This is a genomic window from Streptomyces sp. NBC_01233 (assembly GCF_035989305.1).
Classification (GTDB): domain Bacteria; phylum Actinomycetota; class Actinomycetes; order Streptomycetales; family Streptomycetaceae; genus Streptomyces.
On the sequence record NZ_CP108514.1, the window covers coordinates 4,576,151 to 4,594,571 of the forward strand.

15 protein-coding genes are annotated in these 18,421 nt (G+C 69.4%); 8 read left to right on the forward strand and 7 right to left on the reverse strand.

What is annotated here, in order from left to right:
• Positions 1-52: 52 nt before the first annotated feature.
• From rplI to rpsF, 4 genes are all read right to left on the reverse strand, one after another.
• A complete protein-coding gene (rplI, locus tag OG332_RS21530) occupies positions 53-499 on the reverse strand; it encodes a 50S ribosomal protein L9 (RefSeq protein WP_327415001.1) in 447 nt (148 codons plus the stop codon).
• Between the two features lie 18 nt (positions 500-517).
• Positions 518-754, reverse strand: coding sequence for a 30S ribosomal protein S18 (gene rpsR / locus OG332_RS21535; protein ID WP_005315025.1), 237 nt, complete (start codon positions 752-754; stop codon positions 518-520).
• 43 nt (positions 755-797) lie between these two features.
• Entirely contained in the window at positions 798-1,406 is a 609-nt protein-coding gene (locus OG332_RS21540) for a single-stranded DNA-binding protein (RefSeq protein WP_327415002.1), read from the reverse strand.
• 72 nt (positions 1,407-1,478) lie between these two features.
• On the reverse strand, positions 1,479-1,769 hold the full coding sequence (gene rpsF / locus OG332_RS21545; protein WP_004950685.1) for a 30S ribosomal protein S6: 291 nt from the start codon (positions 1,767-1,769) through the stop codon (positions 1,479-1,481).
• A gap of 248 nt (positions 1,770-2,017) precedes the next feature.
• Here rpsF and OG332_RS21550 point away from each other — a divergent pair, with 248 nt between their 5' ends.
• The 3 genes from OG332_RS21550 to OG332_RS21560 all read left to right on the forward strand — a co-directional run bounded on the left by OG332_RS21550 (position 2,018) and on the right by OG332_RS21560 (position 4,659).
• Complete coding sequence (locus tag OG332_RS21550) at positions 2,018-2,323, forward strand: hypothetical protein (protein WP_327415003.1); 306 nt, start codon at positions 2,018-2,020, stop codon at positions 2,321-2,323.
• Positions 2,324-2,465: 142 nt separating this feature from the next.
• Positions 2,466-3,584, forward strand: coding sequence for a lipid II:glycine glycyltransferase FemX (locus OG332_RS21555; RefSeq protein ID WP_319721201.1), 1,119 nt, complete (start codon positions 2,466-2,468; stop codon positions 3,582-3,584).
• A 43-nt stretch (positions 3,585-3,627) separates the two neighbouring features.
• Positions 3,628-4,659 carry an alanine racemase gene (locus OG332_RS21560; protein WP_327415004.1) on the forward strand — a complete coding sequence of 344 codons (1,032 nt, stop codon included), beginning with the start codon at positions 3,628-3,630 and terminating at the stop codon, positions 4,657-4,659.
• A 9-nt stretch (positions 4,660-4,668) separates the two neighbouring features.
• On the opposite strand, the gene OG332_RS21565 is transcribed toward OG332_RS21560, so the two are convergent.
• On the reverse strand, positions 4,669-6,108 hold the full coding sequence (locus OG332_RS21565) for a glycosyltransferase family 87 protein (RefSeq protein ID WP_327415005.1): 1,440 nt from the start codon (positions 6,106-6,108) through the stop codon (positions 4,669-4,671).
• A gap of 92 nt (positions 6,109-6,200) precedes the next feature.
• A complete protein-coding gene (locus OG332_RS21570) occupies positions 6,201-8,804 on the reverse strand; it encodes a transglycosylase domain-containing protein (protein WP_327415006.1) in 2,604 nt (867 codons plus the stop codon).
• Positions 8,805-9,078: 274 nt separating this feature from the next.
• Between OG332_RS21570 and OG332_RS21575 the strand changes: the two genes are divergently transcribed.
• From OG332_RS21575 to OG332_RS21585, 3 genes are all read left to right on the forward strand, one after another.
• Entirely contained in the window at positions 9,079-9,681 is a 603-nt protein-coding gene (locus OG332_RS21575; protein ID WP_327415007.1) for a PadR family transcriptional regulator, read from the forward strand.
• A 49-nt stretch (positions 9,682-9,730) separates the two neighbouring features.
• Positions 9,731-10,813, forward strand: a complete 1,083-nt coding sequence (locus tag OG332_RS21580; protein WP_327415008.1) for an inositol-3-phosphate synthase — start codon at positions 9,731-9,733, stop codon at positions 10,811-10,813.
• A gap of 106 nt (positions 10,814-10,919) precedes the next feature.
• Positions 10,920-12,188: an MFS transporter gene (locus OG332_RS21585; protein ID WP_327415009.1), complete on the forward strand. Its 1,269-nt coding sequence runs from the start codon at positions 10,920-10,922 to the stop codon at positions 12,186-12,188.
• Between the two features lie 66 nt (positions 12,189-12,254).
• On the opposite strand, the gene OG332_RS21590 is transcribed toward OG332_RS21585, so the two are convergent.
• Positions 12,255-13,721 carry a CCA tRNA nucleotidyltransferase gene (locus OG332_RS21590; protein ID WP_327415010.1) on the reverse strand — a complete coding sequence of 489 codons (1,467 nt, stop codon included), beginning with the start codon at positions 13,719-13,721 and terminating at the stop codon, positions 12,255-12,257.
• Between the two features lie 185 nt (positions 13,722-13,906).
• Here OG332_RS21590 and OG332_RS21595 point away from each other — a divergent pair, with 185 nt between their 5' ends.
• Together OG332_RS21595 and murJ are read left to right on the forward strand one after the other, a co-directional pair.
• The gene (locus tag OG332_RS21595) at positions 13,907-16,171 is read left to right on the forward strand and encodes a DUF6049 family protein (protein ID WP_327415011.1); all 2,265 of its coding nucleotides are present in this window, start codon (positions 13,907-13,909) and stop codon (positions 16,169-16,171) included.
• A 46-nt stretch (positions 16,172-16,217) separates the two neighbouring features.
• On the forward strand, positions 16,218-18,392 hold the full coding sequence (gene murJ / locus OG332_RS21600) for a murein biosynthesis integral membrane protein MurJ (RefSeq protein WP_327415012.1): 2,175 nt from the start codon (positions 16,218-16,220) through the stop codon (positions 18,390-18,392).
• Positions 18,393-18,421: the final 29 nt, after the last annotated feature.

Here is an 18,421-nt window from a genome sequence, read left to right on the forward strand (position 1 = left end):
GAGAACGACGAAGGGCCGCACCCCGAGGGGTGCGGCCCTTCACGTGCAGCCCTTAGGCGGCAACGACCTCGATGCCCACGTTCGCGGCGACCTCGGCGTGCAGACGCACGGAGACCTGGTACGAACCGAGGGTCTTGATCGGGGCGCCCAGCTCAACGCGGCGCTTGTCGACCTTCGGACCACCGGAAGCCTCGATCGCCGTGGCGATGTCGGACGGGGTCACGGAGCCGAAGAGACGGCCGGCGTCACCCGCACGGGTGGCCAGACGCACCTTCACGCCCTCGAGCTTGGCCTTGAACTCGTTGGCCTGCTCGATGGTCGCGATCTCGTGGATCTTGCGGGCGCGGCGGATCTGCGCCACGTCCTTCTCGCCACCCTTGGTCCAGCGGATCGCGAAACCACGCGGGACCAGGTAGTTGCGAGCGTAACCGTCCTTGACGTCGACGACATCGCCGGCGGTGCCGAGGCCAGAGACCTCGTGGGTCAGGATGATCTTCATTAGTCGGTCACCCTTTCCTTATCGCGCGGTGGACGTGTAGGGCAGCAGCGCCATCTCACGGCTGTTCTTCACGGCCGTGGCGACGTCACGCTGGTGCTGCGTGCAGTTGCCGGTAACGCGGCGGGCACGGATCTTGCCGCGGTCGGAAATGAACTTCCGCAGCATGTTCGTGTCCTTGTAGTCCACGTACGCGGTCTTGTCCTTGCAGAATGCGCAGACCTTCTTCTTAGGCTTGCGCACAGGCGGCTTCGCCATTGTGTCTCTCCTGTGTGATCAAGAAGTGGGGATGCGAGCTGCCCTAGAAGGGCGGCTCGTCCGAGTAGCCACCGCCGGAGCCGCCGGAGCCGCCGGAGCTTCCGCCCCAACCGCCCCCGCCGCCGCCCTGCTGCTGGCCACCGGCCGGCGCGCTGGACGACCACGGGTCGTCGGAGGGACCTCCGCCGCCCTGCGGGGCGCCGCCGCCGCTGGGGGCTCCACCCCAGCCACCGCCGCCACCCTGCTGCTGGCCGCCACCGCCGCCGTACCCACCCTGGCCACCGCGACCGCTGGTCTTGGCGACCTTGGCCGTGGCGCTCTTCAGGCTGGGGCCGACTTCCTCGACGTCCAGCTCGTAGACCGTGCGCTTGACACCCTCACGGTCCTCGTACGACCGCTGCTTCAGCCGGCCCTGCACGATGACGCGCATGCCCCGCTGAAGGGACTCGGCGACGTTCTCCGCCGCCTGACGCCAGACCGAGCAGGTCAGGAACAGGCCTTCGCCGTCCTTCCACTCATTGGTCTGCTTGTCGAAGATGCGGGGAGTGGACGCGACACGGAACTTCGCGACCGCCGCACCCGAGGGGGTGAAGCGCAGCTCGGGGTCGTCGACGAGATTGCCGACGACCGTGATGACGGTCTCGCCTGCCATGGATGAACCTCTCGGCGGGGATTGCTGCTGGGCTGCTGTGCTACTCGGTCCCGATTACCGCTGAACCGAAGTTCAGTGGGTCTCGGGGCGAAGGACCTTGGTCCGGAGAACCGACTCGTTCAGGTTCATCTGTCGGTCAAGCTCCTTGACGACCGCAGGCTCGGCCTGAAGGTCGATGACCGAGTAGATGCCCTCGGGCTTCTTCTTGATCTCGTAAGCGAGACGACGACGGCCCCAGGTGTCGACCTTCTCGACCTTTCCGTTGCCCTCACGGACGACGGAGAGGAAGTTCTCGATCAGCGGGGAGACAGCGCGCTCCTCGAGATCGGGGTCGAGGATGACCATCACTTCGTAGTGACGCATGTGGAACCCACCTCCTTTGGACTCAGCGGCCACGGTCGTTCCGTGGCAGGAGGGTCGTGATGCGTGCGCACGGTGTCCGAGAGCAGACACCGCGCAGCTGTACAGACTACCTCCTCGACTCCTTCCGGTTGAAATCCGACGGGAGGGGGCCTCAATCTGTATCCATCGGGTGTGCTCGGTGCTACGCCCCGGCCCTTGCCGGAGGCGGCTCCCAGCACCGTTCTGCTTCAGCCAGGAGGTGCCTTCCGATGGCACAGGCCATGCGACCGCAGTCCCAGATCTCGCTCCTCGCGACCGACGGCAAGTCCCACCCGCTGCAGGACACCCTGATGGCGGCCACCCTGATCCTCGGAGCCGTGGCGTTCGTCACGGCCTTCTTCCACGGCCTGCACCTGCTCACCACGTGGGCAGGCCTGATCGGGATCCTGACCGGCGCGTACGGACAGTTCATCTCCGTCACGACACGCGAGCGCTTCGCCCTGATCATCGGCCTTGGCGCGTCTGCCATCGGCTTCTTCATCGGCATGTTCCACGGCGGCCTCTTCGGCGGCTGACGGGGCCGGCCCGGGCTCCTCCGCGGCAGGGCGCCGGCTCCGCACCGGCCCGGGCCTGCGGCCCGTCCCCCAGATGGGTGGCGCCCTTGTCGCAGTAGGCTTCGCGCCATAGCCAGCGAAGCCGCCGGAGGAGACGCCCCGCATGAGCCTGTCCCTGAGGACCATCAGCCGAGAGCAGCATCTGGGTTACCTCCAGAGCCTGCCCTCGGCTAGCCACTGCCAGGTCCCGGCGTGGGCCGACGTGAAGAACGAGTGGCGTTCCGAGAACCTCGGATGGTTCAACGAGTCCAATGAACTCGTCGGTGCCGCCCTCGTGCTGTACCGACAGCTGCCCAAGGTGAAGCGGTACCTCGCCTACCTCCCCGAGGGCCCGGTCATCAACTGGTACGCCCCGAACCTGGAGGAGTGGCTCCAGCCGATGCTGGCCCACCTCAAGCAGCAGGGCGCCTTCACCGTGAAGATGGGCCCGCCCGTCGTCATCCGCCGCTGGAACGCGACCGCCATCAAGGCCGGCATCCAGGACCCGGGCGTGAAGCGCCTGCGCGACGTGGAGGCCTCGGTCATCGAGCCCCGCGCCTTCGAGGTGTCCGACAAGCTGCGCCGCATGGGCTGGCAGCAGGCCGAGGACGGCGGCGCCGGATTCGGCGACGTACAGCCCCGCTACGTCTTCCAGGTGCCCCTGGCCAACCGCTCGCTGGACGACGTCCTCAAGGGCTTCAACCAGCTGTGGCGCCGCAACATCAAGAAGGCCGAGAAGGCCGGCGTCGAGGTGGTCCAGGGCGGCTACGACGACCTGCCGACCTGGCAGCACCTGTACGAGATCACGGCCGAGCGCGACAAGTTCCGCCCGCGCCCGCTCAGCTACTTCCAGCGCCAGTGGACGGCCCTCAACGCCGAGGACCCGAACCGGATGCGCCTGTACATCGCCACGCACGAGGGGGAGCCGCTGGCCGCCGCCACGATGCTCACCGTCGGCCAGCACGTCTGGTACTCCTACGGCGCCTCCGCCAACCACAAGCGCGAGGTCCGGCCCTCCAACGCGATGCAGTGGCGCATGCTGCGCGACTCGTACGCACTCGGCGCCAGCGTCTACGACCTGCGCGGCATCTCTGACACGCTGGACGAGAACGACCACCTGTTCGGGCTGATCCAGTTCAAGGTCGGCACGGGCGGCGAAGCCGTCGAGTACGTAGGCGAGTGGGACTTCCCGCTCAACAAGGTGCTGCACAAGGCGCTCGACATCTACATGTCGCGCCGCTGATCCCCTGACCCCCGCTGTTATCGAGAAAGGTGCCGGACGGGCCATGGCGCTCACGCTCTACGTCGACACCGCGCGCTGGCGTGCGCACCAGAAGCACATCCAGGACCAGTTCCCCGGAATGATCCCGGTCTGCAAGGGCAACGGTTACGGCTTCGGCCACGAGCGGCTGTGCGAGGAGGCGACCCGGATGGGCGCCGACGTACTCGCCGTCGGCACGACGTACGAGGCCGCGAGCATCAAGGACTGGTTCGGCGGCGACCTGCTCGTCCTCACCCCGTTCCGGCGGGGAGAGGAACCGGTGCCGCTGCCGGACCGGGTCATCCGCTCCGTGTCCTCGCTGGACGGGGTCCGCGGTCTGGTCGGCGCCCGCGTGGTCATCGAGTGCATGAGCTCGATGCGCCGCCACGGCATCTCCGAACAGGATCTGGGCCAGCTGCACGCGGCCATCGAGGACGTCCGGCTGGAGGGCTTCGCCCTGCACCTGCCGCTGGACCGTCCGGACGGCTCGGACGCCGTCGAGGAGGTCATCGGCTGGATGGACCGGCTGCGCGCGGCCCGGCTGCCGCTGCACACCATGTTCGTCAGCCACCTGCGGGCCGAGGAGCTGGCACGGCTCCAGCAGCAGTTCCCGCAGACCCGGTTCCGGGCCCGCATCGGCACCCGGCTGTGGCTGGGCGACCACGAGGCGACCGAGTACCGCGGTGCGGTCCTCGACGTCACGCGCGTGGCCAAGGGCGACCGGTTCGGCTACCGCCAGCAGAAGGCCGCCTCCGACGGCTGGCTGGTCGTGGTCGCCGGCGGTACCTCGCACGGCGTCGGCCTGGAGGCCCCCAAGGCGCTCCACGGAGTGATGCCGCGCGCCAAGGGCGTCGCCCGGGCGGGCCTGGCCACCGTCAACCGGAACCTGTCGCCCTTCGTGTGGGCGGGCAAGCAGCGCTGGTTCGCGGAGCCGCCGCACATGCAGGTGTCGATCCTGTTCGTGCCCTCGGACGCGACCGAGCCGAAGGTCGGCGACGAGCTCGTGGCCCACCTGCGCCACACCACCACGCAGTTCGACCGGGTGCTCGACGCCTGAGCAGGCCCGTCAGTCCTTGGGGCCCGGGCCCCAGTCGACCCGCTGTCCCCCCGAGGGCGCCGCGTCCGACAGCACGAACACGTCCTCGGCCCCGTCCAGGACGCCGCCCGAGGGGTCGTCCGAGCCGTCGCGGCGTACGACGTCCCGCTCGGGCAGCAGGACGTCCCGGACGATGACCGCGCACAGGTACAGGGTGGCCAGCAGGTGGGCGGCGATCGCCAGCTGGTAGCCCTCCACGGGCAGGCCCTGGTGCTTGTCCCCGCTGGTCGTGTAGGCGAGGTAGAACCAGATCCCGAGGAAGTAGGCGACCTCGCCGGCCTGCCAGATCAGGAAGTCGCGCCAGCGCGGCCGGGCCAGCGCGGCGAGCGGGATGAGCCACAGCACGTACTGCGGCGAGTAGACCTTGTTGCACAGGATGAAGGCGGCGACGACCAGGAAGGCCAGCTGCGCGAACCGGGGGCGGCGGGGGGCGGTCAGGGTGAGCAGTCCGATGGCCCCGCACAGCAGGAGCGTCAGCCCGGTCGCGTACGTGTTGGCGCCTTCCAGGGGGTTGCCCGAGCGCTGGGAGATCAGCAGCCACACGGAGCCGAAGTCGATGGGCCGCTCCTGGCTGAAGGTGTAGAACTTCGTCCAGCCTTCCCAGGCGAAGAGCATGACGGGCAGGTTCACGGTGAACCAGGCCTGGGCCGCGCCGAAGGCGGCCAAGCCGAATTCGCGCCACTTCCCGGCCCGCCAGCAGAGCACGAACAGCACCCCGAGCAACAGGACGGGATAGAGCTTGGCCGCGGTCGCCAGGCCGATGAAGACACCGAAGAGGACCGTCCGCCCGCGGGACCACATGAGCATCCCGGCCGCGGTCAGGGCGATGGCCAGCAGGTCCCAGTTGATCGTCGCCGTCAGTGCGAAGGCGGGCGCGAGGGCGAAGAGCAGGGCGTCCCAGGGCCGGCGGCGGTGGGTGCGCGCGACGCACACGGCGATGACCGCCGCGCAGGCCATCAGCATGCCCGCGTTGACCATCCAGTACATCTGCTCGCGGTGCTGCATGGAGCCGCTGCCGGGGGTCAGCCAGGAGGCGATCTCCATGAAGAGCCCGGTGAGCACCGGGTACTCCAGGTACTGCATGTCGCCGGGCAGCCGGTCGAAGTAGGGCGTCAGGTTGTCGGCGAAGCCGCGTACCGCGTACAGGTGCGGGATGTCGGAGTAGCAGGCGTGGGTGTACTGCGAGCCCGCTCCCCGGAACCACGCCCAGTCGTAGCAGGGCAGCTTCTGCACCATGCCGAGCGCGAACATGCCGATGGCGAGGAGCGCCACGACGCGGACCGGCCCCAGCCAGTGGCCGCCGAGCCGGGCGTAGCGGCCGAGCGGGCCTCCGATGAGCTCACTGCCGGCTGCGGCGACCTCGTCCTGCTGCGTCGGCAGGACGGGACGGTCCTCGTGCACCTGGGTCATGGGGGTCATCCTGCCGTACGGGGCCGGACACGGGGGAAGGCCGCCGCACGACGGGTGCGACGGCCTTCCTCTGTTCACGGGGCGGTGGGGGGTCAGTCCGGCAGGGTGCTTGTGGTGTCTCCGGTGGTGCCGCCCGGGCGGCCGGGTTTGCCGCTGCCCGACGGGGACGGTGATCCGCTGGTCCCGCCCTGGGTGCCGGCGATGACCCCCGAAGTGGTGCCGGTGTCCGTGCCTCCGTTGGTCGTCCCGCTCGTGGGGTCCGGGTCGCAGTACAGCTCCCACGGCCTGCAGGACGGCTTCACGCCCTTGGACGGGCTCGGGGACGGCGCCGGGGAGGTCGGCGGGGTCGTCGACGGGGACGTGGACGGCAAGGCGGGTGCCGACGGCGTGGGAGAGGGGGCACCGGCGGAGTCGGCGGTGACGCCGACGTCCTCGGCCTCCGGGAACTGCGATTCCGGAGTGTCCTTGAGCGCCTCGCGCATGTACTCGGTCCAGATCTCGGCCGGGATGTCACCACCGTGGATGGACGGGATGCCGCCCACGCCGTTCATGGACTGGAGCTTGCGGTCCTGCGAGTTGGGGTCGGTGCGGAAGAGGACGACGGAGGTGGACAGCTCCGGGGTGTAGCCGACGAACCACGCCGACTTGTTCTCGTCCGTGGTACCGGTCTTGCCCGCGGCGGGCCGTCCCAGCTTCTTGGCCTTCTTGCCGGTGCCGTTCTGGACGACGTTCTCGAGGACCTTGGTGATGTTGTCCGCGACGGAGTTGTCCATGGCCCGCTGGGCCTTGGGGGGCTCGAAGCCGGACAGCTTCTCGCCGTCCTTCTCGACCTCGATCACCGAGTAGGGCTCGTGGTGCGTGCCGGAGGCGGCGAACGTGGCGTACGAGTCGGCCATCCGGATGGCGCTGGGGGTCGAGGTGCCGAGGGCGGAGGAGGCGTCCGTGTTCGGGTTGATCGACTCCTCGAGGATGCCCGTGGACTTGGCCAGCTCCCGCACCTTGCTGTGGCCGACGTCGAAGATCAGCTGGGCGAACGGGACGTTGATGGACTTCTCCATCGCCTCGTTGAGGGTGACGTATCCGAAGGCGGTCGGGCTCTCGTTCTTCTGCTTGAACGGGCTGCCCTTGGCGTCGCGCAGCGGACTGCCCTCACGGTTGTTGATCACGGTGAGGTCGTTGGCCTGGTACTTGCTGTCGGCCGAGATGCCCTGGCCCTTGGAGTTCTGGGTGCCGTACTGCATGGCCGCCGCGAGCACGTACGGCTTCCAGGTCGAGCCGACCGGGACACCGCTGGTGTTGGCGTTGTTGCTGAAGTACTTCTGGTCCCAGCCCGGGCCGCCGTACAGGGCCACGAGCTCCCCGGTCTTCACGTCCACGGAGGCCCCGCCGAACTGGACGAAGGTGTCGGTGTCGGGCCGCTTCTTCTCGTCGATGAAGCCGTTGCGGGTGTCTTCCACGGCCTTGACCAGGGCGTCCACCCTCGGCTTCTGGAAGGTGGTCTTGATCCGGTAGCCGCCCAGGGCCATCTGCTCGGCGGTGATGCCCTTGGTCTTCATCACGTACGCCTTGGCCGTGTCGACCAGGTAGCCGATCTGGCCGGTCATACCGCGGGCCTGTTCCGACTCGACCCGTGCGGGGAAGTCCGAGTCCTTGTACTTCGCCCGCTCGGTCTTGTCCATCCGGCCGACCTCGACCTCGCGGTCCAGCACCCAGGCCCAGCGCTTGCGCGCCCGGTCCTCGTTGAGTTCGGGGGTGGCCGCGGCGCCGATGCCGCCGTCCGGATTGTACAGGTTCGGGCCCTTGAGCACGGCGGCGAGGAAGGCGCACTCGGAAGGGTTCAGGTCCTGGCTGTCCTTGCCGAAGTAGGCGCGGGCCGCGGCCTGGATTCCGTAGGCGTCCCGCCCGTAGTAGGCGGTGTTGAGGTAGCCCGCGAGGACGGTGTCCTTCTCCTCGGAGACGCCCAGCCTTATCGCGATGAAGAGCTCCGTGACCTTCCGCTTGAGCGTCTGGTCGGAGTCCAGGTACATGTTCTTCACGTACTGCTGGGTGATGGTCGAGCCGCCCTGGGTGGAACCGCCCGTGGCCATGTTCCACACGGCACGGCCGGCACCCATCGGGTCGACGCCCTTGTCCGTCTCGAAGGACTCGTTCTCCGCCGCGATCACGGCGTCCCTCATCGACCGGGGAATGCTCGAGATGGGCACGATCTGCCGGTTCATCGAACCGCCCGTCGCCACCATCTGGCTGCCGTCGGCCCAGTAGAAGACGTTGTTCTGCGCCTTGGCCGCCTTGTTCGGGTCCGGCGTGCTCACCATGGCGATGCCGATGCCGGCACCGGCGATGATGACCGCGAAGAAGCCGAGGGCGGTGCCCGAGACGAACTTCCAGGAGGGCACGAAGCGCTTCCAGCCGTCCCGGTCGGACCGCGGATAGTTGATCAGCCGCTTGTCCGGGCGGCCCGTGCCGCGAGCGGCGGTCGCGGCGCCCCGGCCGCGGCCCCCGGCCCCTCTCTGGGCGGCACGGCGGGCCCCGGCACGGCTGCCCGGCACGGGCTGCTCGTACGGGCCGCTGTGCGACGCGGTGGGGACGTCACGTCCGGCAGGGGCGCCCCTGCCGGGGCGCTGCGGAGCGGCGCGGCGGGCTGAGGCCCGCCCGCCACCCTGGGGCTGCGGCGGTTTGCGGCGGTGCTCGCTCATCGAACGACTACTCCTCGGGCAGGCGAGTGGCCTGGAAGCGGCAGATGAATTCCGGTTCCCCCGGTGTCATGGCGCACAGACTACGCACGCTCAAAACCCGACCAGTGCCGAAGTTCACCCCAAATCAGGCATCTCTCCTGGTGCGAATTAGTGATGTGACACCGGTCACCAGATCACCCCTTGTCGATCAGGGCGCCCCGTTCTATCGTCTGGATGTATCGAGTCGATACATCAGCTCGGTATAAAGACTCAGGGGCGGAGGAGAGGCAGGCGGATGAGCAGACGCTCAGGCATCCTCGAGTTCGCCGTCCTCGGCCTGCTGCGCGAGTCCCCCATGCACGGCTACGAGCTGCGCAAGCGGCTCAACACCTCACTGGGGGTGTTCCGAGCCTTCAGCTACGGGACGCTCTACCCCTGCCTCAAGACGCTCGTCGCCAACGGCTGGTTGATCGAAGAACCGGGCAACGCCCCGGAGGACGCTCTCGCCGCTTCACTCGCAGGGCGCCGCGCCAAGATCGTCTACCGGTTGACGGCCGCGGGTAAGGAGCACTTCGAGGAGCTCCTGTCCCACACGGGCCCCGACACCTGGGAAGACGAGTCCTTCGCCGCCCGCTTCGCCTTCTTCGGCCAGACCGAACGAGATGTGCGCATGCGGGTACTGGAGGGCCGCCGCAGCCGGCTGGAGGAGCGTCTGGAGAAGATGCGCGCCTCCATCGTCCGAACGCGGGAGCGCCTCGACGACTACACGCTCGAGCTGCAACGGCACGGCATGGAGTCCGTGGAGCGCGAAGTGCGCTGGCTGAACGAGCTCATCGAGAGTGAGCGGGCGGGACGGGATCGGAGAAGACCCGGTCCGTCCGACGAAACTGAAAAATGAGGCCTGCATCTCGCAGACCTCGTCCGAGAACAAACAGGGAGCAACCGGAATGGGTTCGGTTCGCGTAGCCATCGTCGGCGTAGGCAACTGCGCCGCCTCGCTGGTGCAGGGCGTCGAGTACTACAAGGACGCCGACCCGGCGGCCAAGGTCCCCGGTCTGATGCACGTCCAGTTCGGCGACTACCACGTGCGTGACATCGAGTTCGTCGCCGCGTTCGACGTCGACGCGAAGAAGGTCGGCCTCGACCTTTCGGACGCCATCGGCGCCAGCGAGAACAACACCATCAAGATCTGCGACGTCCCGAACGCCGGTGTGACCGTTCAGCGCGGCCACACCCTGGACGGCCTGGGCAAGTACTACCGCATGACGATCGAGGAGTCCGCCGAGGCTCCGGTCGACGTGGTCCAGGTCCTCAAGGACCGCGAAGTCGACGTCCTGATCTGCTACCTGCCGGTCGGCTCCGAGGACGCGGCGAAGTTCTACGCCCAGTGCGCCATCGACGCCAAGGTCGCCTTCGTCAACGCCCTCCCGGTCTTCATCGCCGGCACCAAGGAGTGGGCCGACAAGTTCACCGAGGCCGGTGTCCCGATCGTCGGCGACGACATCAAGTCCCAGGTCGGCGCCACCATCACGCACCGCGTGATGGCGAAGCTGTTCGAGGACCGCGGTGTCCGTCTTGAGCGCACCATGCAGCTCAACGTCGGCGGCAACATGGACTTCAAGAACATGCTCGAGCGCGACCGCCTCGAGTCGAAGAAGATCTCCAAGACGCAGGCCGTCACCTCGCAGATCCCCGACCGTGACCTCGGCGAGAAGAACGTCCACATCGGCCCGTCCGACTACGTCGCGTGGCTCGACGACCGCAAGTGGGCCTACGTCCGCCTCGAAGGCCGTGCCTTCGGCGACGTCCCGCTGAACCTCGAGTACAAGCTCGAGGTGTGGGACTCCCCGAACTCCGCCGGTGTCATCATCGACGCCCTGCGCGCTGCGAAGATCGCCAAGGACCGCGGTGTCGGCGGCCCGATCCTGTCGGCGTCCAGCTACTTCATGAAGTCCCCGCCGGTGCAGTACTTCGACGACGAGGCCTACGCCAACGTCGAGAAGTTCATCAAGGGCGAGGTCGAGCGCTAGTCGAACCCCAAGGGTCCGCAAGGACACCTGGACTTCGGCTGTTCTTCCGCGGAGGGTCCCCGGGCAATATGCCCGGGGACCCTCCGCGTATGTGACCCTTGCCCTCATGCCTGTCGTACGTGATCTGCGCGTACTCCTGCGCCTGAGGGACTTCCGCAACCTGCTCGCCGTACGGCTGCTCTCCCAGGCGGCGGACGGCGTCTACCAGGTCGCACTCGCCACCTACGTGGTCTTCTCCCCGGAGAAACAGACCTCGCCGGCGGCCATCGCCTCGGCCATGGCGGTACTGCTGCTGCCCTATTCGGTGATCGGCCCCTTCGCCGGAGTGCTGCTCGACCGCTGGCGCCGCCGTCAGGTCTTCCTCTACGGCAATCTGCTGCGGGCCTTCCTCGCCTGCGTCACCGGAATGCTGATCGTCGCGGAGGTACCCGACTGGCTGTTCTACGCCTCGGCGCTGTCCGTGACCGCCGTCAACCGCTTCGTACTGGCCGGGCTCGCCGCCTCGCTGCCCCGCGTCGTCGACCCCGATCAGCTGGTCACCGCGAACGCGCTCTCCCCCACCGCCGGAACCCTGGCGGCGGTCGCCGGCGGAGGGCTGGCCTTCCTCGTCCGGCTGCTGGCCTCGGACTCCAACGCCCTCGTCGTCCTGCTCGGGGCTGGTCTCTACCTGTGTGCGGCCCTCGTCTCCCTTCACCTCGCCATCGGCCTCCTCGGGCCCGACCACCCCCCTGGCCGGGTGCACCCCTCCGTCGCCGAAGGGGTCGCCCTCACCGTGCGGGGCATGGCCGAAGGCCTCAGGCACCTGGCCGGCCGGCGCGAGGCGGCCCGGGCTCTCGCCGCGATGACCGCGATGCGGTTCTGCTACGGGGCGCTGTTCGTCATGCTGCTGATGCTCTGCCGCTACTCCTGGTCGGACAACGAGGCCGACGGGCTGGCCCTGCTCGGCGCCGCGGTCGGAGCCTCCGGAGCGGGATTCTTCGCGGCCGCCGTCGTGACCCCCTGGCTGGCGGGCCGGCTGGGCACCCTCGGCTGGATCACGGCCTGCTCGGCGGGGGCCGCGGTCCTGGTGCCGGCCCTCGGCCTGTTCTTCGCCCCGGGGCCGATGCTGGTCGCCGCCTTCGTTCTCGGCCTCGCCACCCAGGGCGCAAAGATCGCCACCGACACGGAAGTGCAGTCTCGGGTGGACGACGACTACCGCGGCCGGGTCTTCTCCGTCTACGACGTGCTCTTCAACGTGGCCTTCGTCGGAGCGGCGGCGGTGGCCGCCCTCATGCTCCCCGCCGATGGACAGTCCGCGACCCTGATCCTCTGCGTGTCCGCCCTCTACGCCCTGACCGCGGTGCTGCTGGGCCGGCAGGAGCGACGTCTCGTGTGAGGTGCCCCCCCGACCGAGCGCCGGCGTCGATGTTTCACGTGAAACATCGACGCCGGCGCTCGTCCCTCAGGCCTGCGCGGCCCACCACTCCTTGAGCGCGACGACGGCGGCGTCACGCCCCATCGGGCCGTTCTCCAGACGCAGCTCCAGCAGGAAGGCGTAGGCCTTGCCGATCACCGGGCCGGGGCCGACGTCCAGCACCTGCATGATCTCGTTGCCGTCCAGGTCGGGCCGGATCGCGTCCAGCTCCTCCTGCTCCTGCAGCTGCCCGATGCGCTCCTCCAGCCCGTCGTAGGTCCGGGAGAGGGCGTTGGCCTTGCGCTTGTTGCGCGTGGTGCAGTCGGAGCGGGTCAGCTTGTGCAGGCGCTCCAGCAGCGGACCGGCGTCGCGGACGTAGCGCCGCACCGCGGAGTCGGTCCACTCGCCGTCTCCGTAGCCGTGGAAGCGCAGGTGCAGCTCCACCAGCCGGGACACGTCCTTGATCATGTCGTTGGAGTACTTCAGCGCGGTCAGCCGCTTCTTGGTCATCTTCGCGCCCACCACCTCGTGGTGGTGGAAGGAGACGCGGCCGTCGCTCTCGAAGCGGCGGGTGCGGGGCTTGCCGATGTCGTGCAGCAGGGCCGCGAGCCGCAGCACCAGGTCCGGGCCGTCCTCCTCGAGGGCGATCGCCTGCTCCAGCACGATCAGCGAGTGGTCGTAGACGTCCTTGTGCCGGTGGTGTTCGTCACTCTCCAGCCGGAGCGCGGGCAGCTCGGGAAGGACCCGGTCCGCCAGACCCGTGTCCACCAGCAGTCCCAGGCCCCGGCGCGGGTTGGCCGACAGGATCAGCTTGTTCAGCTCGCCCTGGACCCGCTCCGCCGAGACGATCTCGATGCGGTCGGACATCGCCTTCATGGCCGCCACGACCTCCGGGGCCACCTCGAAGTCCAGCTGCGCCGAGAACCGCGCCGCCCGAAGCATCCGCAGCGGATCGTCGGAGAAGGAGTCCTCCGGAGTCCCGGGGGTGTGCAGCACACCGGCGGCCAGGTCCTCCAGGCCCCCGTGCGGGTCGATGAACTCCTGCTCGGGCAGGGCCAGGGCCATGGCGTTGACCGTGAAGTCACGCCGGACCAGGTCCTCGTCGATCGAGTCGCCGTAGGAGACCTCCGGCTTGCGCGACGTGCGGTCGTAGGCCTCCGAGCGGTACGTCGTCACCTCGATCTGGAAGTTCCGCACGACGTCCCCGACGCGGGCGCTCTTCTGCGCCCCGACGGTGCCGAAGGCGATGCCCACGTCCCACACCGAGTCGGCCCACGGCCGAACGATCTTCAGCACGTCCTCGGGGCGGGCATCGGTGGTGAAGTCGAGATCGTTGCCGAGACGCCCGAGCAGCGCGTCGCGGACGGACCCGCCGACCAGGGCGAGGCGGAAGCCCGCCTCCTGGAATCGGCGGCCGAGCTCGTCGGCGACAGGGGCGACCCGCAGCAGTTCACTGACCGCGCGGCGCTGCACCTGACTCAGGGCACTGGGGGTGTCTTCGTTGGCGTTCGGCACAACAGAAAAGGGTACGTGCCCGGCCCGCCAGGGGCCGCCTCGTTTGCGCGACCCTGGTACCCGGCCACCCCGGGGCTGAGCCGATCGCGTGGGGCAAGGCGCGGCACTCGCACACAGCGGGCCTCGTTACCATGCGTGGACGCACAAAAGACGACCACTGATCACTTCGAGGAACGGGCTAGCGCGTGGCCGAGGCGGCAGACATCCAGGGGGCGTCCCCCGCTCCTGTCCGGCGCCGCTGGCTGCGGCGCACGATCGTCCTGCTCGCCGGGACGCCCGTGATGGCCGCCCTGGTCTACTCTCCGGCCCCCGAGGCCCAGGCCGTGCAGGCGACCGGCGTGGATGTCCAGCTGACCTCCATGACCCCCGCCGCCCCGGTCAAGGGGGACACCCTGACCATCTCCGGGACCGTGGTGAACACCGGCTCCGAGACGATCAACGACGCGCACGTCGGCCTGCGGGTCGGACCCGCGCTCGCGGACCGGTCCTCCATCGACGAGGCGGCGGAACGCAACGGCTTCCGGGCCGGCGCCGACCCGGGCGAGATCGATCCGGCCTACGCCGTGAAGATCGCCTCGCTGCCGTCGAAGGTCCGCCACGAGTTCACCCTGACCGTCCCGGTGAACAAGCTCGAACTGGACAAGGACGGGGTCTACCAGCTCGGCGTCTCCCTGTCCGGGGCGACCGAGAGCCGCCCGTCCGAACAGGTCCTGGGGATCAAGCGGACCTTCCTGCCCTGGCAGCCGGACGCCGCCTCCAAGCGCTCCCAGATCACCTACGCGTGGCCGCTGATCTCCACCACCCGCGTGACCGCGGAGACCGGCTCCGACGAGCTGCAGACCCCCGTCTTCCTCGACGATTCGCTCGCCGACGAGCTCAAGGCCGGCGGTCGCCTGGAGCAGATGGTCTCTCTCGGCAAGGACCTGCCGATCACCTGGGTCATCGACCCCGACCTTCTCTACACGGTCGACGCGATGACCAAGGGCTACCGGGTCCGCACCCCGGGCGGCAAGCCCGTCCAGGGGAAGAACAAGGCTGTCGCCGAGCAGTGGCTGAGCTCCCTGGAAGCGGCCGTCCAGGGCAAGAAGGTCGTCGCGCTGCCCTTCGCCGACCCCGACCTCGCCTCCCTCGCCCACCACGGCAAGGACGTCTCGGGCACCCTGGGACAGCTGCGCCCGGCCACCGACAAGGCGAAGAACGCCGTGCAGACCGTCCTGCACGTCCCCGCGTCCACCGACTTCTCCTGGCCCGTGAACGGCGCCATCGACCCCTCGATCGTGAACGTGGCCACCTCGGCCGGTGCCCACAACGTCCTGACCCGCAGCGACAGCCTCGTGGAGAGCGGAGCCCTCGGCTACACGCCCTCGGCCGCCCGCCCCATCGGCGCCGGCACCACCGCCGTCGTCGCGGACGCCGATCTGTCCACCGCCTTCGAGGGCGACATGCTGAACGCCGGGTCCGCCACCCTGGCCGTCCAGCGGTTCCTCGCCCACAGCCTCGCCCTCAACCTGCAGAAGACCGACGAGCAGCGCAGCTTCGTCGTCGCCCCGCAGCGGACGCCCACCGTCAGCCAGGTGCAGACGATGGCCGCGGCCGTACGCGGGCTCCAGGCGGGCCGCTGGACGCAGCCCGGAGACCTCGAAGCCGCGGCCGCCGCCAAGCCCGATCCCGGCGCCGCCACCCAGGTGCCGGGCGCCGGACAGTACCCCGAGGCCCTGCGCAAGCAAGAGCTGCCGGTGTCGGCCTTCGAGAAGATCCGCACCACGCAGAACACCCTCGACCACTTCAAGGTGATCCTGGCCGCGCCCGACCGCGTGGAGATCCCCTTCGGCAACACCACCAACCGGGAGATGTCCACCTCCTGGCGCGGGCGTCCCGAGGAGGCCCGCCTCTACCGGGACCAGGCGCAGGAGTACCTGCTCGGGCTCACCGAGAAGGTCAAGGTCATCCCCAAGTCCGACGCCACCCTGTCCGGACACAGCGCCACCATCCCGGTCAGCGTCCAGAACAGCCTCGTCCAGGACGTCCACAACCTGGTCCTGCAGGTGAAGTCCGGCAACCCGACCCGCCTGATGTTCGGCGACAGCGGCCAGGCCGAGCAGCAGGTGACCGTCCAGGGCGACCACACCCAGACGTTGAAGTTCCCCGCCAACGCCACCGCGAGCGGTCCCGTCGAGGTCACGGCGCAGCTCTTCACCAAGGACGGCGTCCCCTACGGCAAGGAACGACGGTTCACCGTCGAGGCCACCGAGATCACCCCCACCGTCATGCTGGTCATCGCCGGCGGTGTGCTCCTCCTGGTCCTGGCAGGCATCAAGATGTACGCCAGCCGCAAGCGCGTCGCGGCCCGCGCGGCCGCCGAGGAGAGCACGCAGCCGAGTGACGAGTCCCCGGACACCGGACCGCAAAGCACCGAGGGGTCCGGCACGGGTGAGACAGTGGACCGTTGAGCGATGCCGTGGCCGGTCGGCCTGGGGACGATGAGGTGGGGTTTCGATGAACGCGCCGTACGACGGTGACCGCGCGCAGGGCACTGGTGGGCCTGCGCCCTCCCAGGGCACTGCCCCGGGCACCCCGGTGCCCGGGCAGGTCCCCGCGCCTGCGCCCGCGCCGGACCGCGACCCGTATGTCCAGGATGCCTACGACTACGACCCGTACCGGTCCCAGGACCTGTCCGCCCAGGACCCCGTCGCCGAGGTCCTCTACGACCGCGCCTCGCACCCCCCGCCGCCGCCCGGCACCTACCAGGAGCCCGGCCCGCTCTACGCGGCGCCGACCGCGCCCTCGTACTCTCCCGACCCGCGCGTCTGGGCCCAGACCCCGCCGCCCGAGCCGGACGGTCCCTCCCGCCACCTGCCGTACGGCGACCACGCCGCCACGACCCAGTTCGTCGGCGTCGACTCCCTCGTCACCCAGGCCTCGGAGGACCAGCCGGAACCCGATGCCTTCGCGCACCTCTACCGGGACCAGGAGGCGGCCCCCCGCCCCCCCGCCGAGGACGCCCCCGTCGCGGCACCGGCACCGAGCAAGCCCGCCGGACGCGCCTCCAGCCTCCTGAAGTCCAGCGCGCTCATGGCCGCGGGCACGATCGTCTCCCGCATCACCGGCTTCCTGCGGACCCTGGTCATCGCCGGCGCCATCGGCGTCGGCACCTTCAACGACACGTACCAGATCGCCAACACCCTGCCCACGATGATCTACGTGCTGGTCGGCGGCGGCGCCCTCAACGCCGTCTTCATCCCGCAGCTGGTCCGGGCCATGAAGAACGACAGCGACGGAGGAGAGGCCTACGCCAACCGGCTGCTGACCCTCGTCGTGGTCCTGCTGGCCGGCATCACCACCATCTGTGTCCTGGCGGCACCGGTGTTCATCACGATGATGTCGCCGAAGATCGCCTCGGACCCGCAGCAGATGGACGTCGCGGTCGCCTTCGCCCGCTACTGCCTGCCCACCATGTTCTTCATGGGCATCCACGTGGTCCTGGGTCAGATCCTCAACGCCCGCGGCCGGTTCGGCGCGATGATGTGGACCCCGGTCCTCAACAACATCGTGGTCATCGCCACCTTCGGCGCCTTCATCTGGGCCTTCGGCGGCTTCACCACCTCCGGCGTCAACGCCACCACCGTCACCGCCGACGGTGTGCGCCTGCTCGGCGTGGGCACGCTGCTCGGCCTCACCGTCCAGGCCCTCGCGATGCTGCCCTACCTGCGCGACGCCGGCTTCCGGCCGCGCCTGCGCTTCGACTGGAAGGGCCACGGCCTCGGCAAGGCCGCCCGCCTGGCCAAGTGGACGTTCTTCTTCGTCCTCGCCAACCAGATCGGCCTCGTCGTCGTCACCCAGTTCGCCACCTGGGCCGGATCCGTCGCCGAGAAGCAGGGCCACCCCGGTACCGGCATCACCGCCTACAACTACGCGCTGCTGCTGTGGCAGATGCCGCAGGCGATCATCACCGTCTCCGTCATGACGGCCGTGCTGCCCCGCATCTCCCGCTCCGCTCACGACGGGGACGCCGCCGCGGTCCGCGACGACATCTCCTACGGGCTGCGCACCTCCGCCGTCGCGATCGTGCCGTGTGCCTTCGCGTTCCTCGCGCTCGGCGTGCCGATGGCCACCCTGCTCTACGCCGGCTCGGGCTCCGGCGCCCAGAACATCGGCTACATCCTGATGGCCTTCGGCCTCGGCCTGATCCCGTACTCCGTCCAGTACGTCGTCCTGCGCGGCTTCTACGCCTACGAGGACACCCGGACGCCCTTCTACAACACCGTCATCGTCGCCGCCGTCAACGCGGCGGTCTCCGCGGCCTCGTTCTTCGTGCTCCCCGCCCGCTGGGCGGTCGTCGGCATGGCCGCCGCCTACGGCCTCGGCTACACCGTCGGCGTGGGCGTCGCCTGGCGCCGTCTCAAGACCCGCCTCGGCGGCGACCTCGACGGCGCCCATGTGATGCGCACCTACGCGCGCCTCACGGGGGCCTGCGTCCCCGCCGCCGCGGTGGCGGGCGCCGCCGCCTACGCGGTCACCCAGTGGCTGGGCAGTGGAGTCGCCGGTTCCGCCGCCGCCCTCGTGGCCGGAGGCATCGCCCTGGCGGCCGTGTTCCTCATCGCCGCCAAGCGGATGCGGATCGAAGAGCTCAACGCGATGGTCGGAATGGTCCGCGGACGTTTGGGGCGCTGATGCGCACAACCGTCGCCCCCGTTCGTGTG

Coding starts and splice junctions, on each gene's coding strand:
- OG332_RS21560 (WP_327415004.1), top strand. CDS start 3,628: ATGGCGCTCACGCTCTACGTCGACACCGCGCGCTGGCGTGCGCACCAG.
- OG332_RS21550 (WP_327415003.1), top strand. CDS start 2,018: ATGGCACAGGCCATGCGACCGCAGTCCCAGATCTCGCTCCTCGCGACC.
- murJ (WP_327415012.1), top strand. CDS start 16,218: ATGAACGCGCCGTACGACGGTGACCGCGCGCAGGGCACTGGTGGGCCT.
- OG332_RS21565 (WP_327415005.1), bottom strand. CDS start 6,108: ATGACCCAGGTGCACGAGGACCGTCCCGTCCTGCCGACGCAGCAGGAC.
- OG332_RS21540 (WP_327415002.1), bottom strand. CDS start 1,406: ATGGCAGGCGAGACCGTCATCACGGTCGTCGGCAATCTCGTCGACGAC.
- rpsR (WP_005315025.1), bottom strand. CDS start 754: ATGGCGAAGCCGCCTGTGCGCAAGCCTAAGAAGAAGGTCTGCGCATTC.
- rplI (WP_327415001.1), bottom strand. CDS start 499: ATGAAGATCATCCTGACCCACGAGGTCTCTGGCCTCGGCACCGCCGGC.
- OG332_RS21585 (WP_327415009.1), top strand. CDS start 10,920: ATGCCTGTCGTACGTGATCTGCGCGTACTCCTGCGCCTGAGGGACTTC.
- OG332_RS21580 (WP_327415008.1), top strand. CDS start 9,731: ATGGGTTCGGTTCGCGTAGCCATCGTCGGCGTAGGCAACTGCGCCGCC.
- OG332_RS21570 (WP_327415006.1), bottom strand. CDS start 8,804: ATGAGCGAGCACCGCCGCAAACCGCCGCAGCCCCAGGGTGGCGGGCGG.
- rpsF (WP_004950685.1), bottom strand. CDS start 1,769: ATGCGTCACTACGAAGTGATGGTCATCCTCGACCCCGATCTCGAGGAG.
- OG332_RS21555 (WP_319721201.1), top strand. CDS start 2,466: ATGAGCCTGTCCCTGAGGACCATCAGCCGAGAGCAGCATCTGGGTTAC.
- OG332_RS21575 (WP_327415007.1), top strand. CDS start 9,079: ATGAGCAGACGCTCAGGCATCCTCGAGTTCGCCGTCCTCGGCCTGCTG.